This window comes from Mesorhizobium mediterraneum, assembly GCF_002284565.1.
Lineage (GTDB): Bacteria > Pseudomonadota > Alphaproteobacteria > Rhizobiales > Rhizobiaceae > Mesorhizobium > Mesorhizobium mediterraneum.
On the sequence record NZ_NPKI01000028.1, the window covers coordinates 35,229 to 50,465 of the forward strand.

Genomic DNA, 15,237 nt, shown 5'->3' on the forward strand with positions numbered 1-15,237 from the left:
GCCTCGCCGCGTTGATGTCACCTCCGTGGGAGAACTGTCCATGGCGGTCCTTCCTGGTTGCGGCGGATGGTGATCGCGGGCTCGATGTCCTTGCCGGAAACATTCGTGGCGATGCGGATCTCATCGTCGAGCGGCAGCAACTTTGTGCGTGCGACCACTACGGTCCCGCCAGCGACGGCATCCTCCGCCACTTCGAATATCAGAAGGACACGGCGTGGCAGGCCGGGCTGGTAGGCATCGCCCGGCATCATTTCGATCGTCGCCGGCACCCGGTCGGTCAGGACATAACGGACGCCGCTGCCGCTCAGCCACTCGCCCGATGTGAGACCCAACGTTTCGAATTTCGCCTCGGCCTCGCCTTCCACCACAACCCACACGCCGGAACTCGTGTAGGTCTTTGACTTCCCGAAGGTCTCGACATTTAGAACACGCGCCACCCTGGCGCTGTCCAGCGAAAGCGCGAACGCGCTAGCCTCCACACGCTTGTTCATGCCGCCCGAAGAGACGATCGGCGAGGTAATGTCGCTGTAAAGCGGACGCGTGTGCTGCATGCCGTAGAGCACGGCGGCAGCGAACAGCAGCGCAAGTGCCGAACGCACGATGCGCATCATGGCGCCTTCTCCACCGGCAGATCGACCGTCGCAACGGGGTCACGGTCGTACCATCCGCTTGCGCCGTAAAGATTGTCGCGCAGCTTGTAGATCTGGCCGCTGACGGTGATCGTCACCTTGTCCGGCACGGGCACACCGGCCGGCCATTCCCAAGCCATCGTCGTGCGTTCCGGCATGTTGGGGTTGAAATATCCCGCCAGATACTTGTCGCGATCGAGATAAACCGTTGGCATCGGCAGCTTTTGCGCCGGCGCGCCGAGTGTGACGGCGCGGTAGAGCACGTTGTTGGGAGTGGCGGAACGGTTCACCACATCCAGATCCACCATCAGAAGCTGCACCGGCTGTGATGGGGGAACGCCTGTCGGGGGCACTGTTCCGACACGTGCCGTTAGTAAGGTCACAAACCAGCGACCGGTATCGATCTGCTGGCCTGCTTGCACAACAGGCACCTTTGGCGGATGGGCAGCTTCGTAGAGCGTCATCGAAAACGAGATTGCCGATGCGGCCAGCCCGCCCAGGCCGGCGATCAACAAGGCATACAGTCTTTGCCGTATTGTCGTTCGTGTCGGTTCCGTCATGCGCGGTGCGGTATGCGATGGTCCTCAGGCCAGCCTTATACGATGCGAACGCCACGCAATCGGACAATAATTGTTACATCGCTTAAACAGCAGCGCTTGCCCCTTTGACGAGGGGTCAGCGCAGCGGTAGCCAGCCGCGCAATCGGATCCTTGGTGGCCCGTCCAACCCTTTCGAAGAGGCGCTCGGTCTCCTAAGTTTCTCGGCATGCCTCGTCCCGTTTTGGCACGATCGGATTGGCATCTAAATTGCCATCGGATTGACATCTAAATTGCAAATTGAGACTCGCCCGAGTTGGGGCCGAAATCGGTCTGGTACATTCGAAGCGAGGCTCGCAGATTGCGGGGCAGCGAACTTCTTCGGTCACTATGTGAGCGCCTTCATATCAGTTTCACATGCGGCGGCTTTGAATGGTGTCGCCAGAGCGCTGGCGAGGGAGATGGAAATGGGTTTAGCCGAAAACTTGTCTGATGTTTCGCTCACATTCGCTTGTCCGGATTGCTCGCATCCGACTGTAAGGAAGGGCTCTGCGCTAAGAACAATCGCGCACATCAGATGCGACGGGTGCAACGCCAAGGTCCGGATCACTTATCCGCAGAAGCTAGCGATCTTCGAAAAGCACAAGCTACTAACCACCCAAGGCGCATTGCGATTGGCTATTTTCTAGGCATAGGCGCCGACTAACAGGACCTGAACAGCGCATTGCTTTCTCGCTGAGCGCTACTTCAGCTTGTCCTTAATTTTTTCCAACGGCATGAGTCGCAGTAGGAGAAATGGTCGTGCCTTCGTCGGAGGTGCCGGACATGCAGAAGGAAAATTGATGGGGGCGCCGGACCTGGGCCCGGCGTCCCTCTCCACCTCTTCACTTCTCGGACCACACCGCCAGCTCGTAGCCGTCCGGATCGGAGAAGTGGAAGCGGCGGCCGCCCGGGAAGGAATAGGCGGGCTTGACGATCTTCCCGCCGGCCTCCTCGACGCGGCGCTGGGTCTCGTCGAGCTTGTCGGCATAGAGGATCACCAGCGGCCCGCCCGCCGCCTTGCTCTGGCCACCGAGGGCGAAGCCGCCGGTCAGGCGGCCGTCGTTGAACTCGCAATAGCTCGGCCCGTAGTCCTTGAAGGACCAGCCGAAGGCCTTGCCATAGAAGTCGCGGGAACGCGGGATGTCGCCGACGGAAAACTCGACATAGTCGATGCGCTTGTCGTTGCTGGATTTGGCCATGATCTTCTCCTTTCGCGGTCTTTGGAAGCTCAGCGTTCGAGCATTGCCTTGAGGGTGTTGAGGTCGCGCTGTACGGCGTCGGCGTCGGCAGCGAAGATCTCCTCCGTCATGTCCGGCGTCCTCAAGAGCACGAACATGACCTCCGCGCCGGTCCCATTGGGAACCACACGCACCGCATTGCGGGTTTCCTTGTCCTCGGCAAAGACGATGTGATCGAGGACACCGAATTCATTGGGTCGGGAGAAGCGGATGCGGATGGGCCGGCCGTCGGGGTCCTCCGCCGCCCATTCCTCGCCCGATCTCTCGAAGCGTCTGCCGAGGCCTGCCGCCCAGCGCTGGAAATTCTCCGGGATGGAGGCGAAGTCATAGACTTCACGCCAATCCCGGTCGATGGACACGGTGATGATGCGGGATTTGTAGATGGTCATATCTGCCTCCTTTCCAATGAAGGCAGACTAGGCGGAACTGGCGGCGGCGTATTGAACGAAACGGCCAGCTCAGGCGCCGAGCTGTCGCAGAACCGTCGCGGGCGAGAAGCCCGACAGGCGCCGCACCTCGCGCGTCAGATGCGCCTGGTCGGAATAACCCGCCTCGAACGCAAGATCGGCTAGGCGCGGCTCAGCCGACTGCCGCACCAGGCCCAGAAACCGCTGGAAGCGGAGAATGCGGTCGAGCGTCTTCGGGCCATAGCCGAAAGCCTCCTGGCAGCGGCGGCGAAGTGTTCGCGGGCTGACGTCGAGCCGGTCGAGGATCACCGCCATGCCCGGACCGGCGGATTCCGTTTTCAGCGCGTTGAAGACAAATCCCATGTCCGGAGGCGGCGGCTCGACGTCGGGCGCAAGCCTGGAGAGTGCCGCTTGCATCGCCCGCACCCGCTCCGCCGTGGAGGATGCATCGCCAATTCTCTGGGCGATTTCGCGCGCCAGCGCTCCCAAGAAGTGGCTGAGCGCCACCCGGCCGCCAACGATCTCCGACATCGGCGGGCCGAGCCATCGGCTTGCCGCACCCGGTCGGAAGCGGGCGCCGATCACAGTAGAGCCGGGTGTCAGCGTAGAGAGGGCAACGGCCACGTCGGGGCCTGCTACGACCAGATCGCCGTCGATCCAGGTGATGTCGACGCAGCCGTCGGGAACCACGGCCGATAAGCTCCCCGCGTCCGGTCGCAATGTATTGGACCAGACACACTGGAAATGCCCTTCGAGTGCGGCCGGAGGATTAAACTCGCGGTATTCCCCGATTGCCCCGGAAAGCACGGGCGCCCCGGAAAGGATGGGCGCCCCGGAAAGGACGGGTGGGTTGTCGTCGGGCGTCACGCGCCTCTCCTGTGAGGAACACTTTCGCAGGCATCGTACTCTTCGGTCCCGAAATCTATTGCGATGGCGGCTTGCTTCAACCCCTGTTGTCGTTCTCAATCAAGCTCCGTCTGGTGTGATGCCACGTCAGGAAGAACCAGGCAGTTGTCGAGTATTCCACCAAGAGATCGTGGAATGGCCGGCATGACCACGGAAGCGGTCGTAAGCTGAGGCCCGCGACGCCCGCGCTCGGCTCGCGCCATCTTGAGTCTCGCACCAGGGATGTTTACCCCTTTACGAGAACAGCCTTTCCATCAGTCGTCGCATCTTTGAGGGGACCGAGAGTGGAAAAGTACCAATCAGGCCTCACCCTGGACAGTGCCGCCAGGGGATTCTTTCCGGAAGTCCGGTATAAGCTCGGGTCCCGAAGCACACGCTGGAAATCAAAGTCGGCTGCGAGCAGAGCTCTCAGCAACAACTGCTGACGATCCAGCCGCAACAGGTCCGACCCGCTGCGATTGATCATGCTCCGGGCCCCCATCCACTGGTGAAGTCGCTCGCCTGAAAGAAGCTCTTCTGGGGGGCGGAACGAGATGGCCTTGCGTCCCTCCTCGATCGGGCGCGTAGGATGCAAGGGATACCAGAAGTCGAGAGGTTCGCTCACTGGCACAGTGACGCTGACCGCCTCGAGCGCAGCCTCGGTCGCGGCGCGCCTGACACACAGCAGGCTCTCAGCTCGAAACCCCAGTTCTCGAACCGCTTTCAGGAGAAGATCGCCGCCACCGGTCGCAAATGCCGCATTGATGCGATCGTTGAGGCTGGGTACCCAAAGATCACGGGGAATCCAGGTGAGATGCCTGTAGGTCGGATCGACAACCACCATGATATCCGTGTTCGCGTGCCAGTCATCCCGGTCGAGGATTGCCACTACCGTCACGCGCGCGGCCCCTGCTCCGTCCGCCCGCGCCAATTCGCGCTTACCTCTGTCGACGCCGCGCTCGTAGGCGAAGGTGCACGCCAGGACGAGCGGCCATGATGCGACAACGAACAGGCGATCCAGCCCTCGAACCGATCTGAAAGAAAGCGGCGCGATGAGCATGAACCGGCTGAAGCCTCGCCTCAGCAGCGAGCTCTCGTCGAGCGCAGGCCAGTGGATTGCGGCGCGCTTGCCACGGGCAAGCTGATCCTGGATCATCTGCCGGAAGCTGGTTGGGTTCAGGTGCGATGCCTGAACCGAAGGGGCCCAGACCGGACGATCGGCACGCTTCATCCGGCGGTGGAACTCCGTATCCTCCCCGACCCGAAGGTCCTCCCGGAACCCGCCATATTTTTCGAAGAGCGTTCGGGCATAGCTTGCGCCGTAGCGGAGCGCCTTCCTCTTGGGCACACCGGGCATCCGGCGAACCAAAACCGAGAGATGGCTTGCCCATGCATAGAGGTTCCGCGGATGGCTGTTGACCAAGGCCGAGGCTACGGAGTTGCGGCCTTTCTTGTGAAGCAGGAGCCGGTTGGCCGCCCAGCCCGGACTGGCGACGAGATCGGAGGCTAGAAATGCGACCCAGGGTGCGCGAGTGGATCTGATGCCAACGTTTCGCGCGGCCCCTGGCCACAGCAGTTGCGGGGTGGAAATGACGCTGATACCGGAGGCTTCACTCGAAAGAACGGAGCGGGGATCGCCACCGCCTGAGTTGACGACGACAATCTCGATCGGAATTGGTTGCGCCAGCAGCGAGTCCACTGCCGTCTTCAATTCCACCGGTGCACCAACGGAAAGGACCACCACGGCAAGTTCGGGAGATGCCTCGCTCAAGCGGGATTTCCAAGCAACAACTTTGCCGAGGTATCGAGCGGCAGCAACCGGGCGAATCGGGAATGCTCCGACGCTAGATCCCGGACCTGTTCCGCCACACCGGCAGGGCTCCTGTAGGTCACGATATCCACGACGCTGCGCGTATCGTGTCCGCACCAGAAATCCGCGGCACTTCCGATGTCGATGGCGATACCCCCCGCTTGCCTGATCCACATGCAGTAGATTTTACCCAGCATGCCGGCTGAAATGAGAAAAACACGACCGCGCAGCTGTCCCGACAATCGATCCCTCAGCCTTGTGAAGGCGTGTGGATAGTGTGCATCGCCGGCTATGCTGGCGAAGCCTGCGGCGTATTTGTGTTCCGGCGGAACCAGGTGGACGGTCTCGATAGTTATCCCGTGTCGCTGCGCCAGAACGCCGCCGAGCTTGGCATGACATGTGATCAGGGACACGGCTCCAAGCCTGGGGAGCAGCACGTCCCAAATTCCCCAGAAGGATAGGGATTGGTGGATATGGCAGGAGGTCAGCACGGCTTGCTTGCTGGTGTTTCCGGCAGCGAAATCGATCGATGCAAGGAGGCCGCGGGCATTTCTGCCGCCGTCTCCCAACGCCTCCAGAGAGTTGCTCAAAATACCGCGACTAGTGCGATCGAGATCAGGAAGCCCAACGACATCGGCGGAACGTATCGCTTCTTTCAGCTGCCACTCCAGCGCGTCATCCACTTGGGCAGCGCCGCCCCACCAGGTCTGCTGGGTCGCTTCCCTGTCCGTCTCGCGAAACACCTCCAGTTCGGGTCGGTAGGGAAGCATGCACCCTTCCCCATCGCCCAACCTGATCAGCGAAAGAGGCTTCAGTTCATCGAATGCCTCAGCAATGCACGTTGCAACTTCAAGCGCTTCATTCAGGACGAAGGAGGGATCTGGGAAGAAGTCCGCATGCCCAGAACGAAGCCGGACAAAAATCCCGCAGATGTCGCGGACTGCATCTCGTCGACTTTCAGCCCCCATCGATCCCGGGCTGTGCGCGAGATGATCCCGAACCAGTTGCTCAATGTGAGGCCCCTGATCGAAGGCGCTTTCAGATGAGGAAGCCAGACAATTAAGGGAGCGCAGTCTCGTACGCTGAAAAATTGCAGACAGCCTCAGCAATTCCCCCGCTACGGTATGGGGAGCTTCCGCGTCTACGCGATCTAAAACGACGTTCGCGAGATCAGGTCCGCCGGCTTCCCAGGCTGCACTCACCATCGGCGACAGGAGTTCAGGCGAGAACTCGTCGATACTCCCGTGCTCCCAAATCTGCCGCAAGCATTCACCGGCCTCAAAGTACCGGTGCGCCTGTATAAGGCAGTTGATCCGAAGCTTCTTGCGGGCTGCCTCCTTACCCGCGCGGCTGCGGTCAAGCACGTCCAGTGCCTCATCTGCCCGGCCGAGCCTTCCCAGAACGCCTAAATAGGAATGCAGCAGCTGCCAATTCCCGAGGAGCAGCGCTTCGTTCGTGCCTAAAAGCTGGCTCATGGTGGCCCAGTCGTGCGTGGCTTCCAGAAGTGGCATCGAGGCAAGCAGATAAGCAAGTGGCGAGCTCCCCGCTTCCAACTCCTTGACGATCTCCTTAGCCTCGGCAATTCGCTGCAGCCGCACAAGCAACAGAACCTTGCGCCGCATAGCGTCAGGGTCGCTCAATGTCTTCCATATGACATCCTGCATTTGCAGTGCGAGTGGCCAGTCGCCGCGTTCGGAAGCGATCCGCTCCAGGCCCCGATATCCGGCGATTTCCGCCGGAAAACGTTCGCACAGCTGGCCAAAAGCCGCTTCGGCTTCCGCCAGCCTTCCAAGTTTGAGCAGGGCTGCGGCATGTCCGGCGAGTGCCTTGCGGCCAGGCGCGAGCCTGCTTGCCGCCGCCCAAGCCTCCGCCGCGATACCCCAGTGGTCCAGTTTCTCTGCCGAACGGGCTGCTCCTTTATGTCCGCCTGGAAAGTCTGGATTGCGGCTGCGAAGCTCCTCGAACACCAGCTCGGCCTCGCCGTAGCGGCCGAGCATGAATAGGGCCGTGGCCCGCCTATGCAGATATCTTTTTCGTTTGCCTGGGAGAATACGGGCGGCGACTGTCCAAAGCGCAAGCGACCTCGCCCAACGTTGCTTCTCCGACGCCGACAGGACAGTCTCTGGTCGGTGATGGCCCTGGTGGTCGGCCTGTACCGCCCAAATGAACCGGGAACGCCCTGCACCATGCTCGCCGGAATCACCGCCGGTTCGCGCCATCTCTCGTTCGACCGCCGGAAAAATATGTCTCCATGCGGTTCCGTCGGACATCTCACGCGGCGTCCACTGACTGTGACAGAGGTCGCGCATGAACTGCTCGCGCTCCGGTTTCTTCGGATGCTCGATATCATCGAGACTGTTGGAACAAAGGCGGTATGCGAGGCTCGCCGGAGATAGACATATCGGCGGGACGCCCGCGATCAACGCATCGATTGCGGCACCGGATGACAAGGTCACGCACACCCACGCATTTGCCACCTCGTCAGCGAACGGCCGCCTGCCGCGCGAGATGGCGACCCTAGGCACGGTCGAGCAAGCATGGACAATGGCTTCCTGATCGCGCCATCGCGTGCTGGGGTGCAGCCGGATCAGGATTGAGCGGTCGCTGATCTTCCTGATCGCCGCCGCGGTCTCGTGCAGCCACCTCACCATGTCGATGCCCCGTAGCGAGGCATCCTTGGGCACCTGACCGACCAGGAGTATGTAATCTCCCTCGGCCCGGTAGGGCTTCAGCCTGATCCCAAATTCGGCCTTTGCCCTTTCCCAGCGATCCGGCGGGCTGTTTTCTGCACAAAAATCGGCGTCGTCGCCCAACGCTCCGCCTACGGCCACGCGGTAGTACGGGTGCACTTGCCGCGGGCGCAGCGGCCGCCGGCGCAACGCTGCGAGCCAACCGGGCAGGCGCTGATTGAAACTCCGGCCGATCAGCGAGCTTTCGATGACGACGATGGGTCCGTTGTGTTCCCGATAGATGGCGTTCCTGAGACGCCCCTGCTGGGAGCGTCGAGGCGGATTGGCAAGCCCATACATCACCGCGACGTCGCAAGGTTTATACTTCCAACCAGGCGTAATCGTTACCTGCATGCCTTCCACACGGAACATGGAAATGTCCATGAAGCTGACACTGTCCGTAAAAATGCGGGCATGCATTTGTATCTTCACCGCATTTCTTCCAGCGTGCGGACGAACGCCTGCGGCGTCTTCGCGGCCAAAGATGAAGACCGACTCTGCGTATTCATATGATTGCCCCTCTCGGCGAACTCTAAGCGGTGGAGCCGGTCACGACAACCGCCAACAGAGTCGGGAAAGTGGGCGACGAAAGGTCAAATCCGGCGGCTGTCGTGTCTAAGGGATTTTTTCGAGCGCGCTGCGCGGCCGCGTTCAAGACACTTGCGTAGCCATCCGCCGAATGGAAAAGTTCATTGGAGGCAGAGTGCTGTAGCGTAGACATAGCGCTCGATCGAAGAGCTTGGCCCGCCATTTACCACCTGGGATCGGCTTACCGTTCCTATGCCTGCAGAGGATCGCTTGGCATGAGCATTTTCGACAGATTTTCCTTGGCTGGGCGTGTGGCGCTCGTCACCGGAGGTGGGCGCGGGCTCGGCTTCGAGATCGCGCGCGCCTTTGCGGAAGCAGGAGCCCATGTTGTTGTGACCGGACGTACGGCCGCAGTGCTCGACGGCGCCGTCGCCGCCATCGCAACGAGCGGCGGCAGTGCTCAGGCGGCCGCCTTCGACATAGCGGACGTGGCGGCCGGCCGCACCGTGATCGCGGATATCCGCAGAACCCGCGGCCGGCTCGATATCCTCGTCAACAATGTCGGAGCCCGCGACAGGAGGCCGCTCGCCGCGTTCGGCGACGACGATATCCTTGATCTGATCCGCACGGATCTGCTTTCGGCGATCTCGCTGTCGCGGGATGCGGCGGAAATCATGAAGGCGCAGGGGCATGGCCGGCTGATCGCCGTTACCTCGATCGTCGGCGAGATGGCACGTCCAGGCGATGCCGTCTATCCCGCCGCCAAGCAGGGATTGACCGGCCTGATGCGCAGCATGGCCGTCGAATACGGCGCGCACGGGGTAACCAGCAACGCCATAGCCCCGGGAATGTTCGCAACCGAGACCAATGCCGCGCTGGCGGAAGATCCCGACATGCTTTCCTTCGCCCGCCAGCGGGTTCCGCTGCAACGCTGGGGACGGCCGGAGGAAATCGCCGGCGCCGCCCTGTTCCTGGCCAGCGATGCGGCATCCTTCGTCAATGGCCATGTGCTGACCGTTGACGGCGGAATGTCCGTGCAGATGTGAAGATTGCACGGGACCGAAAATTCGCCCGGTGTCAAACCCCGTTCATGGCGTCTTCATCATTCATAACCCTGGCTCGGAACGGCACGCGGTTGATTTCTCCGCCCAAATATGATGCTCCTCCCGCCCATGAAGAAGCTCTGTCTTACGGTTCTGGCGTCGGTGACGCTGGCGTGGCCGGCTAACGCGATGGATAGCGCATTGCGCACCGGCTTGTTGAAGCTCGACCCGCAAACCCGGCTCGAACAGCGATGCGATGCTGAAGTGCTCGACCGGATCACCCATGATGACCACAAATACAAAGCCGATCGCGTGGTCGCCTACGCTTTTGCGACGCCCGAAATGGAGACCGACGCAATCACAAGCCCTGGGGCTGCCTTTCGCAGCAAGGGACAATGGTACCGGCTGAAATTCAAATGCCGGACGGCGCCGGATCATATGCAGGTTCTGGATTTTCGCTATCGGATCGGCGAGGAGATTCCGGAAACCGATTGGTCGGAATACAACCTCTATAATTAGAGCGTCGCGCGTCCGACTGGACGCGCAAAGGACGCTCCAGCAGTTTGAATCGGCGCATAATCCTTTTCGGAGACCGAATTCCGGTTTCCGGGTCATGCGCCAGCGTATCTAGCTTTCACCGGCTGCTGGCGATTTCCGCCGCGATCAGGCGGTTTGCCGGCCTTGTCCTCAAGCGATCTCTTGACGCGCGGGAACCATACACGTTAGGCGTCCGAATACTCGGCGCCGACGATCGACAAACAAGCAAGGAACTTCCAGTTGATGGAAATTTTTACCGCCGCAGGCTTCTCCGCCCTGCTCCAGGTTATCGCCATCGACCTCGTACTTGCAGGCGACAACGCCATCGTCATCGGCCTTGCCGCGGCCGGCCTGCCGGCCGAGCAGCGCAAGAAGGCCATCCTCATCGGCGTGCTGGCCGCGACCGTGCTGCGCATATGTTTTGCAGCAGTAACCGTTCAACTGCTCTTGATCGTCGGTCTGCTGCTGGCCGGTGGTATCCTGCTTTTGTGGGTTTGCTGGAAGATGTGGCGCGAACTGCGCACCTCCCATGCCGACGAGCTGGAAGCGACCGAGGCGCTGTCAAATGCCGATCTCGACAAGGACGATGCCGTGGCTGGCAAGTCGCCGCGCAAGACGCTGGGCCAGGCCGCACTGCAGATCGTCGTCGCCGATGTGTCGATGTCGCTCGACAATGTGCTGGCGGTCGCTGGTGCGGCGCGCGATCATTTCTCCGTGCTGATCATCGGCCTCGTTCTCTCGATCGCGCTGATGGGTCTGGCCGCGACCTTTATCGCCAAGCTGCTGCACCGCCACCGCTGGATTGCCTATATCGGCCTGCTGATCATTCTGTATGTCGCGCTCGACATGGTCTATCGAGGCGCGCTGGAAGTCTGGCCGCATGTGAACAACGCGGTGAGCTGACGCCGCCTGTCCCGCCGTTTCCGTCGTCGGCACCGATACATTCATCGTGCGTTTCGTCGCGGTTGCCGCGGGCCCATACCAATGCCGCAATAAGTGTGGTACTGCGCCGCCAATCCTGAAAAGCCGGAAAACCTTTATGTCTGCCCCTCGCGTCAGTTTCGTCAGCCTTGGATGCCCGAAAGCCCTCGTGGATTCGGAGCGCATCATCACGCGCCTGCGCGCCGAAGGCTATGAGATCGCGCGCAAGCATGACGGCGCCGATCTGGTCGTCGTCAACACCTGCGGCTTCCTCGATTCGGCTCGCGATGAATCGCTCAATGCCATCGGCTCCGCCCTATCGGAGAATGGCAGGGTCATCGTCACCGGTTGCCTCGGCGCCGAACCGGACGTCATCCGCGAAAAACATCCTAACGTTCTCGCCATCACCGGTCCGCAGGCCTACGAGAGCGTGATGGCTGCCGTGCATGAGGCCGCGCCGCCGAGCCACGATCCTTATGTCGACCTTTTGCCGCCGCAAGGCGTCAAGCTCACGCCGCGCCACTATGCCTATCTCAAGATTTCGGAAGGCTGCAACAATCGCTGCACTTTCTGCATCATCCCCGCGCTGCGCGGCGATCTCGTCTCGCGGCCGGCGGCCGACGTGTTGCGCGAAGCCGAGAAACTGGCCAAGGCCGGCGTCAAGGAGATCCTGGTCATTTCGCAGGACACCAGCGCCTATGGCATCGACATCAAATACCAGACCAGCATGTTCGGCGATCGCGAAGTGCGGGCAAAGTTCCTCGATCTGTCGGAGGAACTCGGCAAGCTCGGCATCTGGGTGCGCATGCACTATGTCTACCCCTACCCGCATGTTGCCGATGTCATCCCGCTGATGGCCGAAGGAAAGATCCTTCCCTATCTGGACATCCCGTTCCAGCACGCCTCGCCGCAGGTGCTGAAGAACATGCGCCGGCCCGCCCATGGTGAAAGGACCCTCGATCGCATTCGCGGCTGGCGCGAAATCTGTCCGGATCTGGCCATCCGCTCCACCTTTATCGTCGGCTTCCCCGGCGAGACGGACGACGATTTCGAAATGCTGCTCGACTGGCTGGACGAAGCCAAGATCGACCGCGCCGGCTGTTTCAAATACGAGCCGGTCCGAGGCGCCCGATCCAACGACCTCGGCCTCGAACAGGTGCCGCAGGAGATCAAGGAAGCGCGTTGGCACCGCTTCATGCAGCGCCAGCAGAAGATCTCGGCGACGCAGCTCGCCAGGAAGGTCGGCAAGCGCTTGCCTGTCCTGATTGACGAGGCGCATGGCACCTCGGCCAAGGGCCGTACCAAATACGACGCGCCCGAAATCGACGGCTCGGTGCATATCCAGTCGCGGCGCCCGTTGCGCGCCGGCGACATCGTCACCGTCAAGATCGACCGCGCCGACGCCTACGATCTCTACGGCTCGGCCGTCTGATGGCCAGCGGGGTGAAGACCCCTTCTGCTAGAGCATTTTGCAGCCAAACATCTTCGTTTGGCGTCCGACAAAAGGCGTTAAAATAGAGAGTTAGAGCGCGGTTTTGGTTCGACCAAAACGCAAAGCGCGCTAGGACGTGACTGTTTCGCTTACGCGGATAAGCATCCGCCTGAGCCAGGCGTGACCGGAATCGCTGTCGTTCCTCCGATGCCAAAGCAGAGTTTCCTGATAACCGAAATAGTCGAAGGGCAGCGGAAAAGAGCGCACGCGCGGCCAATTCGTAAGCCGGATCACGTTTGCCGACAAGGTGCAGATCATGTCCGTCTCGGCGATGATCGCCGGCACGGCGAGCGCATAAGGCAGGCTCATTGCAACGGTCCGCTTCAGGCCGCGGTCGTCCAGCAGACGATCGATGTAGCCCTTCAGATCGCCGACATGAGTGACCAGCAAGTGCGGATACTTCAGAAAGAGCTCGAGCGTCAGCGCGTCGCGGATCTCAGGATGCTCGGCCGAGACGATCGATATCCAGTTCACGTGGAAGAGCGATGCACGTTTGATCGTCGTCGGCGCATCGGGCAGGATGGTGATCGCAAGGTCTATCGAGCCCTTCTCGAGACAATCAACGATCTCCTGGCGATGTAAGCTGCGCAAGACGATCGAAACTCTAGGCGCCGCTGAACGAAGCACCGGCATCAGTCTGGGCATCAAAGTCGCCGCGATGTGATCGGTGGTCGCGATCCTGAAGATGCGACCCGATCGCTCCGGCGAGAACTGGCCGAATCCTCCCAACGCATCCTGGATCTGGCGTAGCGCGGCCCGGATCGGATCGGCGAGATCGAGCGCCTTTTCGGTCGGCCGCACGCCATCGGCATGACGAACGAAGAGATCATCGGCGAAAAGCCGACGCAGATGGGCGAGGCGCTTGCTCATCGCAGGCTGGCTGAGCCCGATGCGGGCTGCCGCCGCGCTCACGCTCCCTTCACTGAGGAGGGCGTCGAAGGCGACAAGCAGGTTCAGATCGACGGCAGCTAGATTCACACTGGGCCTCCGACAGTTTATTACTGAAGGGAATATTGAGATGTCAAATATCGATTGGACGACTGAAAGCGAACCCGGAAGATAGGCGCCTTCCAAGAGATATGGAGACATGGATGCGACGCTGTTCGCTCGCTGCTATCGTTCTATTCCTGATGCCGAGCCTCTCAAGTGCTCAGCCGGCCGAAGGTCACGGAGGGGCCGTCTTCGTGTTGTCGGATCTCGATATGGTGCCGACCGTCTACGAGACGGGCGAGCTCGGGCCTCCAGACCCTCACTATCTGGATACGCTGTCCATCATCACCTCGCCGACGGAGCGGTCTCGCTCTGTCGCGATGATGGAGGTTTCGAATTCAACCTATGGGCCGCCCGGAGCACTAGACGTCTCCCTGGATGGCCGGTTCGTTTTCGTCGCCGAAACTTTCCGTCAACGGCCCGAACGGGCGACCCGCCTCGACGAGTTGCAGCAAGGCGACACGATCAGATCGCTCCGGCTCGATGGCGGCCACTCGTCGGCGGTCGACAGCGTGAGGATCGGAATCCAGCCGCAGGCGATTCATCTCAATCCTGCAGGCGATCTTATCGCCGCGATTACTGTCGACGCCGAACACGAACTCACTTTCGTACCGGTCAGGGAGGGTCGGTTCGGGCCCGTATCCAGCTTCGGTCTCGATCTTGAGCCGTCAACGGGTTTCATTCCATTGAAGGCGACCTGGGTGCAGTGGCATCCAAGCGGCCGGTATATTGGGGTCAATCTCGTCGACCGTGGTCAGGTTGCCTTCTATGAGGTGCTGCGCGGAAAGGACGGGGCGGTTTCTGCTATTCGTCCCTGGGGCAATCGCGTCCAGACGAACAAGTTCCCCTTTGTCGGCCGCTTTTCGCCCGACGGCCGCTACTACATCACCTCCGATGTTCAGTGGGGAATCGATACAACTGGCTTCTATGGCGTTCAGGAGGGCATTCTCACCACAGTCCGGCTTGCCGATGTCGGCGCGACGGGCGACGCGGCAAGGCACACCGTGCCTCACATCGCGCTTGGTGGCTGGGGCGCCGAGACGATCGCCTTCAGCCCTGACGGCCGCTTTCTTGTCACGTCCAATCTTCGCGGCACCGGCAAGCCAGACGGCTCGCGCGACTGGACGGAGCACGCGTCGCTCAGCCTCTATCAGCTGGACACTGAAACAGGACGGCTCTCACCGCACGGCGAATGGCCGCTCGAAGGTGTGCTGCCGCAAGGACTCGCTTTTGATCGCACGGGACAAAAGCTCTTCGTCGGCGTGAACCGTTACCGCAATGACGAAGCGCCCCTTGGCGGCGCCGTCGAGATATGGCAGATCACGACGGAAGGGCGCCCGGCGCTCGCTCCCACATCGGATCGCATCAGGCTGCCCGCGGGCGTCCATACGATAATCGCCCGCTGAACTTTCGTGAGTGGGACTCGCAGTCGGGCAGGTTAACCTTCGAA

The 15,237-nt window shown here is 61.2% G+C and carries 13 protein-coding genes; 5 read left to right on the plus strand and 8 right to left on the minus strand.

Features of this window, described 5'->3' with window-relative positions; all coding sequences use genetic code 11:
- Positions 1 to 17 precede the first annotated feature (17 nt).
- The 7 genes from CIT25_RS22840 to CIT25_RS36435 all read right to left on the minus strand — a co-directional run bounded on the left by CIT25_RS22840 (position 18) and on the right by CIT25_RS36435 (position 8,708).
- Positions 18 to 611, minus strand: a complete 594-nt coding sequence (locus CIT25_RS22840; protein ID WP_095486787.1) for a hypothetical protein — start codon at positions 609 to 611, stop codon at positions 18 to 20.
- On the minus strand, positions 608 to 1,144 hold the full coding sequence (locus CIT25_RS22845; protein ID WP_158302628.1) for a hypothetical protein: 537 nt from the start codon (positions 1,142 to 1,144) through the stop codon (positions 608 to 610). Before CIT25_RS22845 ends, CIT25_RS22840 begins: the two co-directional genes overlap by 4 nt.
- A 905-nt stretch (positions 1,145 to 2,049) precedes the next feature.
- A complete protein-coding gene (locus tag CIT25_RS22855; protein ID WP_095486789.1) occupies positions 2,050 to 2,406 on the minus strand; it encodes a VOC family protein in 357 nt (118 codons plus the stop codon).
- 29 nt (positions 2,407 to 2,435) lie between these two features.
- Positions 2,436 to 2,834: a polyketide cyclase gene (locus CIT25_RS22860; protein WP_095486790.1), complete on the minus strand. Its 399-nt coding sequence runs from the start codon at positions 2,832 to 2,834 to the stop codon at positions 2,436 to 2,438.
- Positions 2,835 to 2,903: 69 nt separating this feature from the next.
- On the minus strand, positions 2,904 to 3,719 hold the full coding sequence (locus CIT25_RS22865) for a helix-turn-helix domain-containing protein (protein ID WP_245329956.1): 816 nt from the start codon (positions 3,717 to 3,719) through the stop codon (positions 2,904 to 2,906).
- 265 nt (positions 3,720 to 3,984) lie between these two features.
- Positions 3,985 to 5,508, minus strand: coding sequence for a glycosyltransferase family A protein (locus CIT25_RS22870; RefSeq protein ID WP_158302629.1), 1,524 nt, complete (start codon positions 5,506 to 5,508; stop codon positions 3,985 to 3,987).
- On the minus strand, positions 5,505 to 8,708 hold the full coding sequence (locus tag CIT25_RS36435) for a tetratricopeptide repeat protein (protein WP_158302630.1): 3,204 nt from the start codon (positions 8,706 to 8,708) through the stop codon (positions 5,505 to 5,507). The genes CIT25_RS22870 and CIT25_RS36435 overlap by 4 nt, the downstream gene beginning before the upstream one ends.
- A gap of 371 nt (positions 8,709 to 9,079) precedes the next feature.
- On the opposite strand from CIT25_RS36435, the gene CIT25_RS22875 reads away from it, so the two are divergent.
- The 4 genes from CIT25_RS22875 (at position 9,080) to rimO (ending at position 12,737) form a co-directional block, all read left to right on the plus strand.
- Complete coding sequence (locus CIT25_RS22875; protein ID WP_095486792.1) at positions 9,080 to 9,850, plus strand: SDR family oxidoreductase; 771 nt, start codon at positions 9,080 to 9,082, stop codon at positions 9,848 to 9,850.
- Positions 9,851 to 9,958: 108 nt separating this feature from the next.
- Positions 9,959 to 10,366: a DUF930 domain-containing protein gene (locus CIT25_RS22880; protein ID WP_095486793.1), complete on the plus strand. Its 408-nt coding sequence runs from the start codon at positions 9,959 to 9,961 to the stop codon at positions 10,364 to 10,366.
- Positions 10,367 to 10,627: 261 nt separating this feature from the next.
- Positions 10,628 to 11,287, plus strand: a complete 660-nt coding sequence (locus CIT25_RS22885; protein ID WP_095486794.1) for a TerC family protein — start codon at positions 10,628 to 10,630, stop codon at positions 11,285 to 11,287.
- Positions 11,288 to 11,423: 136 nt separating this feature from the next.
- Positions 11,424 to 12,737 carry a 30S ribosomal protein S12 methylthiotransferase RimO gene (rimO, locus tag CIT25_RS22890; RefSeq protein ID WP_095486795.1) on the plus strand — a complete coding sequence of 438 codons (1,314 nt, stop codon included), beginning with the start codon at positions 11,424 to 11,426 and terminating at the stop codon, positions 12,735 to 12,737.
- 129 nt (positions 12,738 to 12,866) lie between these two features.
- Here the strand turns inward: rimO and CIT25_RS22895 are convergent, their stop codons facing one another.
- Positions 12,867 to 13,775, minus strand: coding sequence for a LysR family transcriptional regulator (locus CIT25_RS22895; RefSeq protein WP_158302631.1), 909 nt, complete (start codon positions 13,773 to 13,775; stop codon positions 12,867 to 12,869).
- Between the two features lie 113 nt (positions 13,776 to 13,888).
- On the opposite strand from CIT25_RS22895, the gene CIT25_RS22900 reads away from it, so the two are divergent.
- On the plus strand, positions 13,889 to 15,193 hold the full coding sequence (locus CIT25_RS22900; protein WP_158302632.1) for a beta-propeller fold lactonase family protein: 1,305 nt from the start codon (positions 13,889 to 13,891) through the stop codon (positions 15,191 to 15,193).
- Positions 15,194 to 15,237 lie beyond the last annotated feature (44 nt).

Coding starts and splice junctions, on each gene's coding strand:
- CIT25_RS22840 (WP_095486787.1), bottom strand. CDS start 611: ATGATGCGCATCGTGCGTTCGGCACTTGCGCTGCTGTTCGCTGCCGCC.
- CIT25_RS22855 (WP_095486789.1), bottom strand. CDS start 2,406: ATGGCCAAATCCAGCAACGACAAGCGCATCGACTATGTCGAGTTTTCC.
- CIT25_RS22860 (WP_095486790.1), bottom strand. CDS start 2,834: ATGACCATCTACAAATCCCGCATCATCACCGTGTCCATCGACCGGGAT.
- CIT25_RS22875 (WP_095486792.1), top strand. CDS start 9,080: ATGAGCATTTTCGACAGATTTTCCTTGGCTGGGCGTGTGGCGCTCGTC.
- CIT25_RS22880 (WP_095486793.1), top strand. CDS start 9,959: ATGATGCTCCTCCCGCCCATGAAGAAGCTCTGTCTTACGGTTCTGGCG.
- CIT25_RS22885 (WP_095486794.1), top strand. CDS start 10,628: ATGGAAATTTTTACCGCCGCAGGCTTCTCCGCCCTGCTCCAGGTTATC.
- rimO (WP_095486795.1), top strand. CDS start 11,424: ATGTCTGCCCCTCGCGTCAGTTTCGTCAGCCTTGGATGCCCGAAAGCC.
- CIT25_RS22900 (WP_158302632.1), top strand. CDS start 13,889: ATGCGACGCTGTTCGCTCGCTGCTATCGTTCTATTCCTGATGCCGAGC.